The organism is Kitasatospora sp. NPDC042419, from assembly GCF_056437345.1.
This window is the reverse complement of sequence record NZ_JBWKAW010000013.1, coordinates 120,180-136,670: the sequence shown is the minus strand read 5'-3', so window position 1 is coordinate 136,670 and position 16,491 is coordinate 120,180. Positions and strand designations below refer to the sequence as shown.

Sequence of the window (16,491 nt, the reverse complement as noted above, 5' to 3'; positions counted from 1 at the left end):
CACAGTTGCCTCGCCCCGCAAGGGGCAGCCGGAGTCGACGGGACGGAGCGGGAGTTGGACGAGGAAGCGAGCGCGGCGGTACGGCTGCTCTGGGGACCGCCCGCCAAGCCCTCCCGTGGGCCGAAGCCGGCGCTGAGCCTGGCGCGGATCGCCGCCGCGGGCGTCGAGATCGCGGACCGCGAGGGCCTCGGCGCCGTCTCGATGCAGAAGGTGGCCGGGCTCCTCGACTTCACCAAGATGTCGCTCTACCGGTACGTACCGGGCAAGACGGAGCTGGTCGCGCTCATGGTGGAGGCCGCGGTCAGCGAACCTCCGGCGGCGGTGGAAGGGCTCGGATGGCGCGAGCAACTGACTTCCTGGGCACGGGCGCTGACGACCTCGTTCACCGAACACCCCTGGCTGCTCGACGCCACCGTCGGACCGCGGGTGATGGGCCCCAGGGAACTCACCTGGCTGGAACGGGTGGTCGCGGCCCTGGACGGCCACGCACTCACCGGCCCCGAGCGCATGGACGCCGCGGTGCTGCTGGCCGGACACGTCCGCGGCATCGCCGAACAGGCCCGCGCGACCCGGCCGGGCGGCTCGCCCGAGGCGGAACTCCTGGCCGTCCTCGGCACCCTGGTGCACCGGCACGCCGACCGCTTCCCCGCACTCGCCTCGGCCATGGCCCCCCCGGACGGCCGGGACCAGGCGCTGGACTTCGGCCTGGAGCGCATCCTCGACGGCCTTGAGGCCCTGATCGCACGCCGCACCGGGTAACCCGGGAGGCCCCACCCGCCACCGGCCCCCTCCCCCGGCACACCACCGGGGCCGGCTCGACCCTCCACGCGGGTACGGCGGGAGACGTGCGCCCGGACCGCCGGCGCCCGGCAGGCGGTCCCGCCGGGCTCCCGGCCGCCCGTGGCCCTCCCCCTCGTCACGCCCCTCATCACACCCCTCGCCATGCCCCGCGTGAGCAGCGGAGGGCACCGCGGCGCGCCCGCGCCCGCGTCGGGGCCGGGGCCGGGGCCGGAGGCCTTTCCTCCCAGGGGTGCCGGCAGGCCTTCGGACGGATTGTCCACGGTGGTCCCAGGGGCCTACTGGACAATCGCCGACCGGCGAACACTGAGGTCGAAGCGGTCATCGCCGCCTCCAGGTGCGGCACCGGCAAGCCGGCGCCGTTCGTGCCGCCGGGTCGCACCGTCGGACGCGGGAGCCCCGTGCAGCCGCCCCGCTCCGACCCGGCGAGCACAACGACGAAGAGGAGAGAACATGCGTACCAAGAGGGCCGTACTCGCCGCCTCCAGCTGCCTGTTGGCGCTCGGCGGAGTCCTGACGATCGGCACCGGAACGGCGAACGCGGCCACGTGCACCGGGGCGCAGCCGCCTGTCTACATCTCGGGAGGCGAGTCCCACTACTCGGTGGACTGCGGCCCCACGATCACCCACGTGTCGGGCTGGATCAAGGACACCTCCGCCGACGGGAAGTGCGTGCAGCTCAAGATCTGGTGGCCCGACCACGAGCTCTACACCTACACCGAGAAGGCCTGTGGCAAGGGCACCCGCATCAACTTCGACCACAACGGCCGGACGAACGCGACAGCGCCGAAGGTCTACACGTACACCATCGGCTGAGGTACCGCACCGCCCTGAAGGGGGTGGCATCCGAGCACGCGGATGCCATCCCCGCCGCCGTTCGCGCACATCGCTCCGACCCGGCCCGGCGCGGCGACGTCAGGCGGCTCCGCAGCCCCGGCGCCCGCCCTGAGCCCGACTCGCCCTGAACCGCTCGACTCGCCTGGCCGACCGCCCGGCCCGGGAGGCGTGCAGGCCGTCCCCCTCGCCATTGCCTTGCGGTACAAGACAACGGATGACTATCTTGTACCGCATGACAAAGGAGGCGTCCGCCCGCGACCAGCGACGCAGCCAGCTCCTCCGCGGAGTGCTCGACCTCTGCCTGCTCGCGCTGATCGCCGAACGGCCGCGCTACGGGTTCGAGTTCGCGCAGGGGCTGGCCGAGAGCGGACTGGAGCTGGTCAGCGACGGCAGCATCTACCCCCTGCTCGCCCGGATGGAGCGCGCGGAGCTGATCGCCGCCTTCCGCGCGCCCTCCCCGGCCGGAGGCGCTCCGCGAAAGTACTACCGCCTCACCGAGGCGGGTCACGCCGAACTCGCCGCCGGACGGGCCGGCTGGCAGGCATTCGCCGGCCCGGTCGGCCGGATCCTCGACGACAACCGATCACCAGGGGGAAGCACATGACGAGCGAGAAGGTGCTCGCGACCTGCCGCAGCAACTGGGAGTACCGAGGCATCGACGAGGCCTCCATCCGGGAGATGCTCGATGAGCTCACCGCCCACCTGGAGGACGCCGCAGCCGCCGGACGCAGCGCCCGGGACGTCGTCGGCCAGGACGTCAGGTCCTTCGCCGCCGCCTGGGCCAGGGCCCGCACCCCGCTCCCCCGCCGGGTGCTGCGGACGGCGGGGATGGCGTCCTTCATGCTCGGCACCCTCCTGCTGCTCACCCACCTGATCCGGCGCACCACCGAGCTGAGCGTGACGGCCGACCAGATCGTCTTCTACGCCGTCATCGCCACGATCACGGTCGCCTGGGAGATGCGCCGGGGTGGCCTCGGGCTCCGCCGCAGCTGGGGTGTCGCCCTGGTGGCCGGCCTCCCGGCCGTCGCGCTCACCCGCTACCTCACCGGCGACCAGCCGCTGTTCACCGTGCCGCTGTGGCTCGCGCCGGTCCTCGTCCTGCCCGCCCTGCCGTACATCCTGGCCGACTACCGGGCCAAGCGGACCACCGCGCCCCTCGCCGAGTAGGACGTGCGCCCGCGGGGTGCCCGGGCGTGCCCAGGGGGCAGGGGGCCTCCTCCGCTCCCGGTGTCCGCCGACCGCGACCGGGCTCCCCGGGATCCGGGCCGGGCGCCAGCGGGTGACGGTCTCGCGCCGGGCTTCAGGCCGGCTCCTCACGGGCAGGCGCGAGGCGGGTCTCGATCTCTTCGAGGACCGGCCGGTAGGCCTCCTCGGCCGCCTGCATCCGGGCCCGGCACTCGGCGAACAGTCGCCGGGAACGGGTCGCGCGACCCGGCATCAGGTCGTAGCGGCGCAGGCGCACCGTGCGGCGGTCCACCATGAATCCGCTCCTACAGCGAACGCCGTGGGCGCGGCGCACGATGTCCTCGGCTCCGCTCAACAGGTCCTGGTAGGCGTCGTGGGCCGCCTTCCAGCGGGTGGCCTCCTGCGGGGTGCCGGGCACCTCCGCGCCGCGCACCATCGGGCCGACGACGTCGTACAGGGTGAACTCAAGCCCCTCGGGCACCCGGGCCCAGGGCATGACGCTCCACGGCCACGCGATCAAGGTGTAGGTGCGCTGCTGCACGCGTATCACGCGGTCCCCCCGGGGTCTGTGCGCGTCGGGCCGGGCGCCCGGTCCCAGCGTAGGGGCTCCGTGCCCGCGCCCGACGATCGGCGCAGCCGCCGGGCGGCCGAGGGCAGCCGTGCCGTCCGGGGGTTCCGACGGCTGCCCGGCCGCGGTGCCGTCGTCCCCGCCGCCCCCGCCGCCGATACGCGGCCGAGACGCGGCCGAGACGTCTTTACCGGACCCTGATCCGTCCGATGGACGGCCGATACGCGCTCCACACAGGAACCTGACGTCCCGCGCCTACCGTGCCTCGCATGCCGATGACACCGCCGATGACACCTGGAACCCCTGCCACCCACCGGGCGCTCCCCCGCAGGCTCGCCGCCGTGGGAGCCCTCCTGCTGAGCGCGACCACCGTGACGGCGGTGCTGCCGAGCACGGCCCTCGCCACGGAGCGCGAGTCGGTCACGACGCACTCCGGTGCCACGACCGCCGAGGAGCGCAGCCGGATCGACGCCTACTGGACCCCCGAGCGGATGAGGCTCGCGGGCGCCCTGATCCCCGAGATCACACCCGTGCCCGAGGACGACAACACACCCGACGATCCTCGGCCGCTGCCTGCGGGCACCCCGGACCCCGGGGGCGTCTGGACCCACGGCGGGGAGGTGAACCGCAGCGTCGGCCGGCTGTTCTTCACCTTCTCCGACGGCTACGACGGAAGCTGCACCGCGACGGTCGTCGCCGGCGCGAACCGCAGCACCGTCGTCACCGCAGCGCACTGCCTGCGGGGCGTCGGCGCCCCTGCCACCGACGGCACGTGGAACCACAACCTGTACTTCGTGCCCGGCTACCGCAACGGCACGAAGCCGCTCGGCGGTTTCAGCGTCAGGAGCATGGCCACGTCCTCCCGCTGGGACGCCGATCCGAGCGGCACGACCTCGAACGACGTCGCCGTGGCCGGCTTCGACACCGGGCTGCTCGTGGTGAACCGGTCGGCCGACGGCCGGCGCGTCGCGGACGTGACCGGAAGCCGGCAGATCGCGTTCACCCGGCCCACCGAGGGCGAGTTCGTGCACGCCTTCGGGTATCCCAAGGACCGGCTCAACAACCCCGAGGGCAAGTACACCGGTTCACGCATGATCCACTGCGCGGGACCGGCGCGGCCCGGCCCCTCGGCGCCCCTGCTGTGGGGCGGCTCCTGCGACATGTCGCACGGGGCGAGCGGAGGCCCCCACTTCGCCCACTTCGACACCCGGACCGGCACCGGAACCGTCGTCGGCGTCACCACCACCACCGACGAACTCGCCGGGGGCCCGGCGGGCACCCTGTACGCCACCCGGTTCGGCGACAGCGCGCACCGTCTCTACGACTGGGCGCGGACCCGGCCGGTCTGACCTCGCCGCCCATCCCGGGTCGGCCCGTCCCGCCCCGGCCCAGCCCGGCGCCGCGCCCCGTGGAGCCGAGCCCCGTGGAGCCGAGCCCCGTGGAGCCGAGCCGGCACTCCCGCGCACCCGGCGGATAATGGCCGGTGCCCCGGGCCGACCGCGCCCGCGGCACCGATCGACCGAGAGGCAGAGAACGGATGACCCTGGAGGAAGGCCGGCGCGTCCGGCTGGCGGAGGACCTCGGTATCGGCGAGGCGACCGCCGGGGAGCCCGGGGCCGTCGTCGGGTTCCTGTCGCTGGGAGCGGGGATCGAGGGCACGGTCGAGCGGGTGGACGGGGAGCTCCCGCAGAGCGAGGAGGCCCGCGAGTACCAGCGGCTCAAGGCGCTCTTCGAGGACTACGGGCACACCATGCCGGTGGCGAGCCGTGAGCGCCTGGAGGCGGAGATCGCCGTACTGGAGCCGCAGTGGGTCGCCCACCGGGAACGGGGAGCCCGGGTGACGGTCCGGGTCCGCTTCGACAACGGCCTCGTCCTCGACGGGGCGCACCAGGACGTCCTCACCCCGCTGTGAGGGAGGACGCCCTCGGCCGGGGAACGGGCCGAGGGCGTCCGGGGGCGCGGGCGGCGGCGACGGCCGGAGCCCGCCCGACGTGTTGCCGCCACCCGTGGGGCGGCCCCCGGAGAGGCCCACCGCGACTGCGGACTTTCGATCACCGACCGGCGACAGAACAACAGTTCGCCTACATACTCATGATCGACAGGAATGTCTTCGGGACGGATTTACAGATGATCGGAAGTGGTCCTTCCAAGTGAATCCGACCGATTTTCCCCGACCTCGACTCGACAGCCCTGCCACGGTGTCGGAGATTGGAAAAGGCGCTGCCCCACCGGGCCGCACCGTATGTCCTGATCTTCAGACAGGAGGCCGGAAAATGGCCGACCAGCGATCCAACGACGCCGCCCGACGGGCGATCGCCTTCCTCCAGACGAGCGAGCTGGTGGATCTCAAGATGCCCATCGAGCACCTGGTCGACAGGGCCAGCAAGTTGGAGGAGGTGGCGGGCTACGTGCTCGCCTGGGAGAAGTACGTACTCGTGGTCGCCACCGAGGTCGAGCAGGTTTCCAATCCGATCGTCCGCAGGTGACCGGCCGGATCATCCCCCGCCACCCGTGACCCACCTGACGAACCGGTGGACATCGCCCCCAGCGGGTGATGTCCACCTCGTGCTGTGCCGGCCCCAGAACTCCCATCTCCTGGAGGAAACGTGACAGTGACTGACGCCGAAGCCGAAGCCGAAGCCCCCGAAGTGTGGCACGCCGTGGAGAGCAGAGCCGTCGCCTGGCTGGCCGCGCACCACGAGCGTTTCGACCCGGCCGGCGCCGAGGAGAAGGGTGTCCTGTTCGCACGGAAGGCACTCGTCGAGGTCGCCATGCTGACGGGACTGCGCGCACGCCTGGACCCGACACCGCTGTGCGGCGACTACACGCGGCTGCTGGAGCGCGTGTCGACCGTCGCCGCGCGCGCCTCCTACCGGGAACTGGTCGCGCGCGACGAGGGCGCGCTCCTGCTCTACGCCGGGACCTACGCCGCACTGCGACTGTGCGGACGGGAGGACCGCGAGTTCCACAAGGTGATCGAGCAGGCCGCCTCCGGGCGCTACGCGGCCTGTTTCGAGCGAATTCCCTATCGCCAACTCGACCTCTGGCACACCCTCAAACTGGCCGGAATCGGAAACGATTCCCCCACGCCCGATGCGATCCTCCCTTTCACGCTCCTCTGCGCCGACCCGTCGACGCTGAAGCTTTCGGAAAGAGACGTCTACGCGATCACGCATGCGGTTTTCTATGCGACGGACTTCGGTCTGGAAATTCCTTCCTGGCCGGCGAATTTCGGTCCGAACCGGGCAGTGGAGCTGATCGAGTCCCTCCTGGTGATCCACCGCCACCGCGGCAACGCCGATCTCGTGGCCGAACTGCTCTGCTCCCTCCTGTGCCTGGGCGTGGCGGAGTCGTCCGAGATCGATCGGGCCTGGAGGTTCCTGAGCGACGTCCAGGAGCCGAGCGGGGCCGTGAACGGCCCGGACGGCGTGGTGCACCCGACACTGGCGGAAGGCAGCCCCGACTATCGGGAGTGGGCGACCGCGTACCACACGACGATCGTGACGGCGCTGGCCTGTCTCCTCGCCCGCAGCCCGCTCGTCCCCCGGTCCGCCGCCCCGGCGTCCGTTCCGGCGGCGCCCCGCCCGCAAGTTCGGGAGGTCGTGCGGAGCGCGGTCGGCTGGCTTGCCGCTTCAGTCGCGGAGGGGCACGCCGAGGCCGCGCTCCCCGCGGCCGCGGCGGCCGCGGCCGGTGCCCGTTCCCTCGGCGAGCCGGACCTGGCCGGCCCTGCCGTGTCCGCCCTTGTCGCACGCCTCGGCGAGGCGGACGAGGAGATCTGGCGACGGCAGGGCGCCGACGTCGTCGGGGAGCTGGCGCGAGGAGCGCGGGCACTCGGGTCGGAGTGTCCGTCACTGGAACGGTTCCTCGCGGCCACGGCGGCCGCGCTGGCCGAGGTTCCGGCGGTTCCCGCGGCCGCGGCTCCAGGCGTGGCGGCTCTCGCCGACCTCGGTCATCTGGCCCCGGAGCGGGCAGCCGACCTCCTGCACGCCCTGGAACCGGTCGAGCCGCCGCTCGCCGTCGGTCGCGCGTCACTCGCCGCGGCGCAGCTGATCAGGACCACCGGCGACTCCCCCGAGCGGCTCGGCGGCACCTCCGGAGAACGACGGTCCTTGGCCGAACGCTTCGCGGCCGCCCTGCCGGAGGCGTACCGCGAGTACAACCTCGCCGAGGTCGCCGTCCTGGTGCGAGGGCTGGTGCTGCTCGGCTGGGGGGAGAACCGGCTGACGCGTGACGCGGTCTCGTTCCTGCTCTCCCAGCAGGCCCCGAACGGTGCCATCGGCTACGCCGCCTGCGATGACGAAGGCGAACGCACCGCCGCGCAGCTGGCCTGGACACGTAGTTGCACCGTGGCGCTCTCCAAGGTGCTCGCGGCGGACGTACGGCTCCAGCCGGTCGCCGCCGCTTGACCGACCTCGCCCGGCACGTGCGCGGTGGCCCGCCGGCGGCGCCCCGTACCACCACCGGCCCGCGGGCCGTCCGGTCGGTCTCGTCGGATCAGCGCGCGGCGCCGGGCAGGCGTCAGCCGAGGAAGCGGCCGTGCCGGGCGACCACGCGGCCGGCACGGACGACGACGTCGCGCGGGGGCAGGTCGACCACGATCTGCGGGAGGCATTCGCCGGGGAGCAGCATGAAGTCGGCCGGGGAGCCCGGCCGGAGGGTGGCGCGCGGGAGGTCGAGCAGGTCGGCGCCGCCGTCGGCGGCCAGGGCGAAGCAGTCGCTCAGCTCCTGGTCGGTGCGGGCGTCGGTGGTCCAGCCGAGCAGGTGGGCGCGGTGCAGCATGTCGGCGTTCCCGTAGGGGCTCCAGGAGTCGCGCACGCCGTCGGAGCCCAGACCGACACGCACGCCGTGCGACCGCAGTTCGCGGAACGGCAGCACCTGGTGGGCCGAGGGAGCGACGGTGGTTAGGCCGACGCCGGCCTGCGCCAGTTCGCCGGCGAGGTCCGCGAGCCGCTCGCCGGTGAGCTCCGGGACGCAGAAGGCGTGGCTGACCACGACCCGGCCGGCCAGGCCCGCGGCCCTGGTGCGCGCGAGGATGTCGCGCAGCGGGCCGAGGCCCCGCTCGCCGCGGTCGTGCAGGTGGACGTCCAGCCGCAGGCCGTGGCGTTCGGCCAGGTCGAAGACCAGGTCGAGCTGGGCGGGGCCCTCGCCGTCCGGTCCGCCGTCGAAGCCGGCGGGGTCGATCCCGCCGACCGCGTCGATCAGTCCGCTCGCCGCCGCCTCGGCCAGCAGCTGCGCCGCGCCGGGGGTGCGGCGGACGCCGTGCTGCGGGAACGCGACCAACTGGACGTCCAGCGCCGGGGCCAGCCGCTCGCGGGCCTCGGCCAGCCCGGTCACCCCGGCGAGTCCGTAGGCGGGGGCGACGTCCACGTGGGCCCGGACGGCACGCGTGCCGCAGGCGACGGCGTGGGCCAGCAGCCGGTGGGCGCGTGCGGCGAGCGGGGTGCGCTGATGGTGGTGGAGGTCGACGTCGCCCCGGACGTACTCGGGGAGCGAGCCGGCCGGGCGCCGGCTGTACCAGGGCTCGCCCCAGGCCGTCTTGTCCGGGTGGATGTGGGCGTCCACCAGGGTGGGCAGGGCGATCCGCCCCTCGCCCTCCACGACGAGCGGGTCCGCGCCGTCCGGCAGGCGCTCGGCCAGCAGGCCGTCGACGGCGAACAGGTCGACGGCGCGACCGGCGCCGTACGGGCGGACGTCGCGGAAGACGGTGGCGGTGGTGGTTCCGGGCATGGGACCGATTCTCCGGCAGCGGCGGGCTACGGGGGGTCAACCGATCGGATGATCCCGCCGTCCACCGACCGGTGGCGCCGAACGGGCCGGGCCGCCGATCCCGCGCCGGGGCCCGGTGGCGCAGGCTGGAGGCCATCAGCGGCCCGCCCGCCCCGGCCGCCGGCCCCTTCGTGGAGGAACCCCGATGACCGACCACCCCCTGTCACCGGCCGAACGGGCCGACGGGTCCGGGCAGGAGCAGCGGTGACCGCTCGGGCCGCCCTCGCCCGGGCCGCCGCAGGCGCGGCGACGGCCCTCGTGCTGCTCGCCGCCTGCAGGCCGGACCCGCCCGCACCCCCGGCCGCGCCGACCGCGCCCACACCCGGCGCACCCACGGCCGCCGCACCCACGGCCGGCGCACCCACGGCCGCCGCCGAACCGGAACCGGCCCCAGCGGCGCCCGCCGGCACCGCCACCGGGCCCGCCGACTCCCCGAACCGGCCGTCCCCCGTCCTCCTCGTCACCGACTTCGGCGCGGACACCGTCACGTTCGTCGACCCGAGCCGCACCGGCCGCGCTGCGGATCTGGGTTCCGTCCGGGTCGGCACCGCCCCGTACGCACTCGCCGTCGCCTCCGACGGCACCGCCTGGGTGGCCACCGCCGAGGGCGTCGCCGCCGTCGACACCCGGGCCCGCACCCGCACCGCCCTGATCCCGTACCGGACCCGCACCGGCCCCGTGACCACCGACGAGTACCGGGGCGGCGGCATGGGCCTCGCCCTCTCCCCGGACGGCAGCCGGGTATACGTCGGCGTCAACGTGCCCGGCGCGAACGGCACCCTGGAGGTCGTCGACACGGCGACCCGCACGGTCACCGAGGTCGCCCCGGTCGGCCGCCGCCCCTTCGACGTCGACGTCTCCGCCGACGGCCGCCGGGTCTACGTCACCGGCCACGACTCCTTCGACGTCACCGCGGTCGACACCACCACCTGGGACACCCGGCGCATCGAGGTCGCCCCGTACGGCACCGAGGGCGGCCTCGGCTCCTGGCTCAAGCCCCACTACACCGCCGTCCGCCCGACCGACGGCGCGCTGCTGCTGCCCTTCGAGGGCGAGCGCCTCGCCGTCGTCGACCCGTCCACCGGCCGCACCGTCATCGAGCCGATGACCGCCGACACCCACCAGCACGGCGCCACCGCGGCCCCCGACGGCACCCTCTACGTCGTCGGCACCGGGCCCGTCGACCCCTCCACCGACGCCGGACCCTCCCTCACCGTCCGCTCGCCCGACGGCACCGAACGCGTCCTCCCGCTCGACGGCCCGCACGAGACCGTCACCCTCTCCCCCGACGGCCGGACCGCCTACGTGGCCGGCGGCTTCACCCGTGAGGGCGGCTGGAACGGCCTCACCCTCGTCGACACCGCCACCGGCCGGACCACCCGCCTCCCGGTCGGCCGTCTGCCGCTCTCCGTCGCCGTCCTCCCGGAAGGGGCCGGCGGCTGACGACCGCCCGACTCCCCGCCGCCACTCCCGCCGCCGGCACGCACCGGGCCGTCAGCCGTGAGACTGCGGGGAGTCGGTGGGGAGTCGGTGGCTTCCGCCAGGAGGGCGCCGGCCGGACAGGCCGTTGCCGGGGTGATCGACATCTGTATCCTGTCGAGCTGTTCGACCGCGGCCGCGACTGCTGCGAGGCCATCCCGCAAACGCCGCCGTACGAGTCGAATTGACCATCAATCAGGGGGAAACAGCATGACAACGCAGATCACGACACCTGGATTCTCCGTCGGGTCGGTGCATTCGGCGGACGGCACGGTCATCAGCTACCGCAGCACGGGGTCGGGCGGCCCGGCACTGCTCGTGGTGCCCGGGGCGCTGTCGGTGGCCGAGGAGTTCGACGGGGTCGCCGCCGAGCTCGCCCGGCACTTCACCGTGCACACCGTCGAGCGGCGCGGCCGCGGGGCCAGCGGCCCGCAGGGTGACGGCTACGGCGTGGACGCCGAGTGCGCCGACATCGAGGCGGTACGCGCAGCGACCGGTGCGCGCCTGGTCTTCGCGCACAGCTTCGGCGCGTTCCTCACCCTGGAAGCCGCCCTGCGCGGGTCCGCCTTCGACCGGATCGCCCTCTACGAGCCCGGGGTCTCCATCGACGGCTCCGTCCCGATGGGCTGGGCGCCCGAGACCGAGCGGCTGCTGGCGCAGGGCGAGGACGCCGAGGCGTTCCTGACCTTCGTCCGCGGGATCAACCCCGAGACCTCCGGAAAGGCGCCGCGCTGGCTGCTGCGGATCATCCTCCGGTTCGTCATGAAGAAGCCGGAGCGGCTGCGCAAGCACGCCCTGCTCAGGGGCACGATCCGCGAGCACGCCGAGGCTGCCCGGCGGGACAACGAGTACCCGGAGTACGCCCGGCTCACCGCCCCCGTCCTGCTGATGGCCGGGAAGGACGACACCACGACGGGGGCGGGCCGCGCGGCCGTCCGCCTCGCCGAGGTCTTCACCACCTCCGAACTGGTCCGCTTCCCGAAGCTCGACCACTTCGGCCACGAGAAGGACCCGGTGGCCGTCGCCGCCGCCGTGAGCGCCTTCATCCTCGGCAACGGCCGGGGCGCGGCCCGCTAGTCCGCCGGTGTCCGCCGGAGCTCCCGGGGCTCCCGGAGGCTCCGGCGGAAAGCGAGGCCCACCCGTACGCCGGAGCAGGCCCGCGGCCGCTCGCGCGGCCGGCCGACCGGCCGGGTGCCCCGCGGGGACGGAGAGCTCAGGGCTACCCGACGGCGCTCCACGCGCCGAACGAGCCGTCCGCCCGCTGCCGGTTGTGGTGGAGGCGGCCGTCCGGGCCGAGCACCACCAGGTCCGTGAGGCCGTCGCGGTCGACGCCCGCGGCCGGTACCCCGACGACGAAGCCGCCCAGGTCCGTCCAGTCGCCGAACCGCCCGTCGCTCCCCTGGCGGTTGACGCTGAGCCCGCCTCCCCGGTTGCGTACGGCCACCACCGCGCGCCGCCCGGCGGCGGCGTCCGCGGACACGACGGCCGGCTCGCCGGTGCCGCCGTGGTCGGGCCCGCCGCCGACCGGCTCCGCCCCGGGCGTCCACCGGCCGTCGGCGGCGGCCTGGACGAGGCTCATCGTGCAGGAGTAGGCGTCGCCGCCGGACAACGGGTCGGTACCCGACACCTGCCGGTAGAACAGGGCCGGACGGCCGTCGGGCGTCGTGCCCGCGGTGACGCCGCCGGCCGGGGCGATGTCGGGGAAGTCACCGTCGAGGACGAGGGCGCCGTCGGGTCCGGGCTGGGACCAGTGCAGCACGCGCGGGCGTGAGGCGGCTCCCACGGTGACGGCGAACACCTCGATCCCGCCGTCCCGGGTGGTGACGGCCGTGGGCGCACCCTGGACCCCGGAACCCCCGAGGTCGGTCCAGTCGCCCCAGGCCCCGTCCGGTGCGCTCTGCTGCCGGGTGCTGATGCCGCCGCTCCGGTTGCGGACGAACATCCGCAGCCGTCCGTCGCCGCCGGCGGCCACGGCGGGCGTGCTCACCTGGAGGGCGGGGTTGGCGAGCTTCGAGGTCGGCGGGCCCGCGACGGTGTCGGGGCTTCCGTGGCCGTGCCAGACCCCGCCACCGGTGGTGCCCCGCGTGTAGGAGACGATCTCGCCGGTGTCCGAGCGCTGGCCGAAGACCTCCAGTGCGCCGTCCGGGTGGCGGGCCACCGTCACACCGGCCGCCAGCGGCCCCCCGGGACCGTCGTGCGCGACCGGGCCCCGCCACCGCTTGTCCGCGTCCTCGGCCCACTCCTGGAGCGAGCCGCTCTCCACCGCGAAGGCGTGCAGCGCGCCGGTCCCGTCGGCGGCCACCGCCTGGGTGGACCGCGGGGAACGCAGGTACTGCCTGGACTGCCAGCTCGCGTACGGGCTCACGGCGAAGGCCGCTCCGGTGGGGATGTTGGCGTCCCGCTCGGCGTAGGTGCCGAAGGTGGCGTGCTTGTCGGCGGTCTCCGTGGAGGAGAGGTCGGCCGGGGACGACCAGACGTTGTAGTCGCGGTAGTGCTCGACCACCACCCGGTGCCCCGCCGCCGTGTAGGCCGCGACGGCCGCGTCCGCGAACCACGCGGCGGAGATGTGGTCCGGGTGGTCGTGCTCCGCGTGGAAGTCCCACAGCGTCGGATCCGGTGCAGGGTCCTGCACCCGGACGAGCGTGGGGCTGTGGTCGGCCAGTACCGCGCGCAGCGTGTCGATCAGCCGGGCCCCGTCGTAGGCCTGCGGCCAGCGGGTGCCGGGCCCGTCCATGTCCAGCGTGGTGGTCTCGGCGGGCGTGGCGCTGTCCCGGGTCTCCCACAGTTGGCGCAGGGCGTTCCCGCCCAGGTAGGCCGAGTCCGCGTACTCGGGGAGGCTGAGGAAGACGAGCTGCACCGAACGGTCGGCCCTGAGGGTGAAGCGCTCGGCGACCGGGCCACCCGGCAGCGGCCGGTAGTTCTCCCGGTCCCAGCAGGCTGCGCCCGGGTCGCTCGCGCAGTCACCGGCCCCGGTCCCGGCCGCCTCGCCGACCATCCGGGCGTAGGCGAGCCGGATGCCGTCCTGCCGGTGGGCGGCGTAGGCCGCCCCGGCGCCCGCGGCGCCGCCGGTGATGTAGACGGTGGTCACCTGGAAGCCGGCCCGGATGCTGTCGGACAGGTCCGGGTTCATGAACAGCAGGTCGTCGTCCTGGTGCGCGACGATCTGGACGATCGCCGGCCGCCGGCCGTCGGCCTGTGCGGGCGGCGGAGACGGGTCCCTCGGCGCGGTGTGCGGTACGGGCGGGGCCGTCCACAGCTGCGACGCCGCGACGGCCAAGGCCACCGCGGCGGTCCTTGCCCGCCCCACCCTCTACCCCGATCCCTTGGAAACGCCGGATGCGTCCCGCCCCCGGGGCGTCGACTCGGAGGATTATCGCACTGGCGTGTGGGGGTGACGGACGCCGGCGGGCGGCAGCGGTCGGGCCACCCGGTCGCCGAGCAGCCGGAGCGCCGGGGTGCAGGTGCGGGCGCGGGCGTGCGGGCGCGCGTGCGGATGCGGGATGGCTCGGGGTACGGCCGGGACTCCCCCCGCCGGGCCGGTTACGGGCGCTGGTCCGGGAGCTCGAAGGGCGAGGGGACGGGGAAGTACTCGCGCAGGAAGCCGGTGACGGTCTGCTCCAGCTGTTCCGCCGGGAGGAGGTCGCGGGTGCCGTCCGCGAGGCAGAAGTAGTCCGCCCAGCGCTCCTGCTGCAGCTGTTCGAGCCGGGCGAGGTCGTCGGTGCTGTCGGTGACGAAGTAGCCGTCGTAGAGGTGTCCCTCCACGGTGCGGGCGGTCGCGTGGGCGTAGTGGATGGCCAGGGTGACCGGCGCGAGGTCGGTGGCCGCCCGGAACTCCGAACGGACGGTGCCCTCCAGCTGGGCCGCGAACCGCTCCGCGCTCTCGGCGAGCACACTGCGCAGCAGCGGGTGGGGGGCGTGCTTGAGGGTGCGGGGGTAGGTCCTGTCGACGGCGGCGGCGAGGGCTGCCCGGGTGTTCTTCTGGGCGGCGACGTAGACGGAGTCGTCGGGTGCGACGTCGCCGGGCGGGATGATCCGGTTGTCGGGGAAGTAGCGGGGCATGCCGTTGCCGAGGAAGAAGTCCTCGGGTGTGAGGGCACGGCCGAGGAAGACGTCGTCGTTGATGTAGAGGAAGTGCTCGGCGAGTCCGGGCAGGAGGTGCAGGCGGGTTTCGATGGCGTGGGAGTTGAAGACCCCGTCGACGCCGGTGCCGGCGAACAGGTCGCGGTGCGACACGACGGTCAGGCCCGGCCGGTCGGTGTCCAGCCAGTGCGGTACCTGGTCGTCGGTGACGAGGAAGATGCGACGGATCCACGGGGCGTGCGAGGCGAGGGCGCGCAGGCAGTACCTGAGTTCGTCGCGGTTGCGGAAGCGCTGGTCGGCGTCGCCCGCGATGCCGCTGGCGGCGACGCCGTCCTCGGGTGCGATGGGGGCGGCGGTGTGGGCGAGCCGGGCTCGGGCGGCGGCCCGGCGCTCCTGCCAGGCGGGGTCGGCGTCGTCGACCCAGGTGATCACGGCGTCGACGGGGAAGGCGACCTGGTCGGGCAGGGCGGTGGCGAAGACGTCGAGCAGCGGGTAGGCGGCGCCGGCGACGGTCGTGGTGGCGGTGGCCGCGAGGGAGGGCACCCACCAGCCGAACGGCGTCTCGCCTATCGAGGCGACCGCGCCGGGGGAAGGGGCCGCGGAGTCCCAGAACTCGATGTCGCAGCCGACCTCCGGACCGTACAGCAGGGAGCCGACCGCGGCCGGCCGGTAGAGGCGCACACCCTTCACCCGGTCCGCCGGCGGCGCCCCCTCGACCGCACCCTCGTCCTCCCGAGCGCGGTCCCCGTCCTGCTCCTCGCCCCGGCTCGGCTCCGGGGCGGCCGGGGGAGCCTCCAGCAGGGCGACCGCGGCGGGCAGCTGCTCCGCCAGAACGGTGCCGAGGGTCCGTCCGTGCTCCAGCAGGTCGGCGTAGACGGCCTGCCCGGCGAACGCCGCGGCGAGCGCCTCCAGCACCGCACCCCGGTCCCCCGGGGCGATCGCCAGACGGTGCCGCGGCTCCCGGTGCGGCACGAGACCGTACGCGACACCGGCCGCCCCCAGCGCCTGCGCCGCCTCCGCCAGGTTGCCGTCCCGACGCTCACCCGGCAGCAGCGTCCGACGCGCCTCGGCCAGACGGTCACGACACCGGACCACGCCGGTGAGCGAGCCGAGCAGCTCCTCCTCACGCACCGACCGCACCCGTCTCAGCCGCTCAGCCGGCGACGGAGGCTCGTCCCGCACGGCCTCCTCCGACACGGCCGACGCGGCCTGGGCGTCCTGCGACTCCTGCTCGGCCGACGGCTCCTGCCCGGACGCCGCGCCGTCGGGCAACCGGCCGCGGCGCGTCAGAGCGGTGAGCGGGCGCATCGCGGCGGAGAGACTCCCCAGACGGACGGACACAGGTACTCCAGAGGCTGGTCATGACGTGATCGGCGTCACTGGTCACATCGGGTCACTGGCGCCGCACGCGATCGTATGCGACCAAGAGAATTCTTAGTCAAATAATCGTAACGATATGGTGTCCATTCGGCGCGTCCCGGAACTTCTTCCGACGGTTTGCCTGCGATTGGGGCCCGACGGCCCGATTCGCACCCCACACCCGGCGGCCCGGGGCGGGGCCGTCTGCCCCCGCCCCCCGGCTCCCGGCTCCCGGCTCCCGGCTCCCGGCCGGGGACGGGTCGTGGTGGTGGTGGCACTGAACCACCGAATTGCTGCAGGAGCCCTACGCCGACAAGTCCCCCCTGACGGCTACCGCCCGGCGGTCGCCGCGGCGCGGGTGTCGCCCTGCCGGGGACCGGCAGTCCGCGCCGGGGCCGGAGCCTGAGACCGGAGCCGGG

Annotated in this window: 14 protein-coding genes; 10 read left to right on the top strand and 4 right to left on the bottom strand. The window is 74.4% G+C overall.

Annotation, left to right across the window (positions count from 1 at the left end; genetic code table 11):
• Positions 1-54: 54 nt before the first annotated feature.
• The 4 genes from AC067J_RS24070 (at position 55) to AC067J_RS24055 (ending at position 2,802) form a co-directional block, all read left to right on the top strand.
• Positions 55-759 carry a TetR/AcrR family transcriptional regulator gene (locus AC067J_RS24070; RefSeq protein ID WP_478302371.1) on the top strand — a complete coding sequence of 235 codons (705 nt, stop codon included), beginning with the start codon at positions 55-57 and terminating at the stop codon, positions 757-759.
• A gap of 492 nt (positions 760-1,251) precedes the next feature.
• Positions 1,252-1,614 carry a hypothetical protein gene (locus AC067J_RS24065; protein WP_478302369.1) on the top strand — a complete coding sequence of 121 codons (363 nt, stop codon included), beginning with the start codon at positions 1,252-1,254 and terminating at the stop codon, positions 1,612-1,614.
• Between the two features lie 253 nt (positions 1,615-1,867).
• The gene (locus tag AC067J_RS24060; RefSeq protein ID WP_478302367.1) at positions 1,868-2,239 is read left to right on the top strand and encodes a PadR family transcriptional regulator; all 372 of its coding nucleotides are present in this window, start codon (positions 1,868-1,870) and stop codon (positions 2,237-2,239) included.
• Positions 2,236-2,802, top strand: coding sequence for a hypothetical protein (locus tag AC067J_RS24055; RefSeq protein WP_478302366.1), 567 nt, complete (start codon positions 2,236-2,238; stop codon positions 2,800-2,802). The genes AC067J_RS24060 and AC067J_RS24055 overlap by 4 nt, the downstream gene beginning before the upstream one ends.
• A gap of 133 nt (positions 2,803-2,935) precedes the next feature.
• Here the strand turns inward: AC067J_RS24055 and AC067J_RS24050 are convergent, their stop codons facing one another.
• Positions 2,936-3,361: a hypothetical protein gene (locus tag AC067J_RS24050; protein ID WP_478302364.1), complete on the bottom strand. Its 426-nt coding sequence runs from the start codon at positions 3,359-3,361 to the stop codon at positions 2,936-2,938.
• Between the two features lie 296 nt (positions 3,362-3,657).
• Here AC067J_RS24050 and AC067J_RS24045 point away from each other — a divergent pair, with 296 nt between their 5' ends.
• The 4 genes from AC067J_RS24045 (at position 3,658) to AC067J_RS24030 (ending at position 7,794) form a co-directional block, all read left to right on the top strand.
• Positions 3,658-4,737: a trypsin-like serine peptidase gene (locus tag AC067J_RS24045; protein WP_478302363.1), complete on the top strand. Its 1,080-nt coding sequence runs from the start codon at positions 3,658-3,660 to the stop codon at positions 4,735-4,737.
• A 188-nt stretch (positions 4,738-4,925) separates the two neighbouring features.
• Positions 4,926-5,300 (top strand): hypothetical protein, encoded by a 375-nt coding sequence (locus AC067J_RS24040; protein WP_478302361.1) that lies wholly within the window; start codon positions 4,926-4,928, stop codon positions 5,298-5,300.
• A 361-nt stretch (positions 5,301-5,661) separates the two neighbouring features.
• The gene (locus AC067J_RS24035) at positions 5,662-5,874 is read left to right on the top strand and encodes a hypothetical protein (protein WP_478302359.1); all 213 of its coding nucleotides are present in this window, start codon (positions 5,662-5,664) and stop codon (positions 5,872-5,874) included.
• Between the two features lie 126 nt (positions 5,875-6,000).
• Positions 6,001-7,794, top strand: coding sequence for a DUF6895 family protein (locus AC067J_RS24030; protein ID WP_478302357.1), 1,794 nt, complete (start codon positions 6,001-6,003; stop codon positions 7,792-7,794).
• A 112-nt stretch (positions 7,795-7,906) separates the two neighbouring features.
• Here AC067J_RS24030 and AC067J_RS24025 read toward each other — a convergent pair whose 3' ends face one another.
• Entirely contained in the window at positions 7,907-9,115 is a 1,209-nt protein-coding gene (locus tag AC067J_RS24025) for an amidohydrolase (protein WP_478302355.1), read from the bottom strand.
• Between the two features lie 243 nt (positions 9,116-9,358).
• Between AC067J_RS24025 and AC067J_RS24020 the strand changes: the two genes are divergently transcribed.
• A complete protein-coding gene (locus AC067J_RS24020; protein WP_478302354.1) occupies positions 9,359-10,597 on the top strand; it encodes a YncE family protein in 1,239 nt (412 codons plus the stop codon).
• 246 nt (positions 10,598-10,843) lie between these two features.
• Positions 10,844-11,710, top strand: coding sequence for an alpha/beta fold hydrolase (locus tag AC067J_RS24015; protein WP_478302353.1), 867 nt, complete (start codon positions 10,844-10,846; stop codon positions 11,708-11,710).
• Between the two features lie 142 nt (positions 11,711-11,852).
• Here the strand turns inward: AC067J_RS24015 and AC067J_RS24010 are convergent, their stop codons facing one another.
• Both AC067J_RS24010 and AC067J_RS24005 read right to left on the bottom strand, forming a co-directional pair.
• On the bottom strand, positions 11,853-13,916 hold the full coding sequence (locus AC067J_RS24010) for a DUF8189 domain-containing protein (protein WP_478302351.1): 2,064 nt from the start codon (positions 13,914-13,916) through the stop codon (positions 11,853-11,855).
• A gap of 257 nt (positions 13,917-14,173) precedes the next feature.
• Positions 14,174-16,054: a stealth family protein gene (locus tag AC067J_RS24005; RefSeq protein ID WP_478302349.1), complete on the bottom strand. Its 1,881-nt coding sequence runs from the start codon at positions 16,052-16,054 to the stop codon at positions 14,174-14,176.
• Between the last annotated feature and the right edge of the window lie 437 nt (positions 16,055-16,491).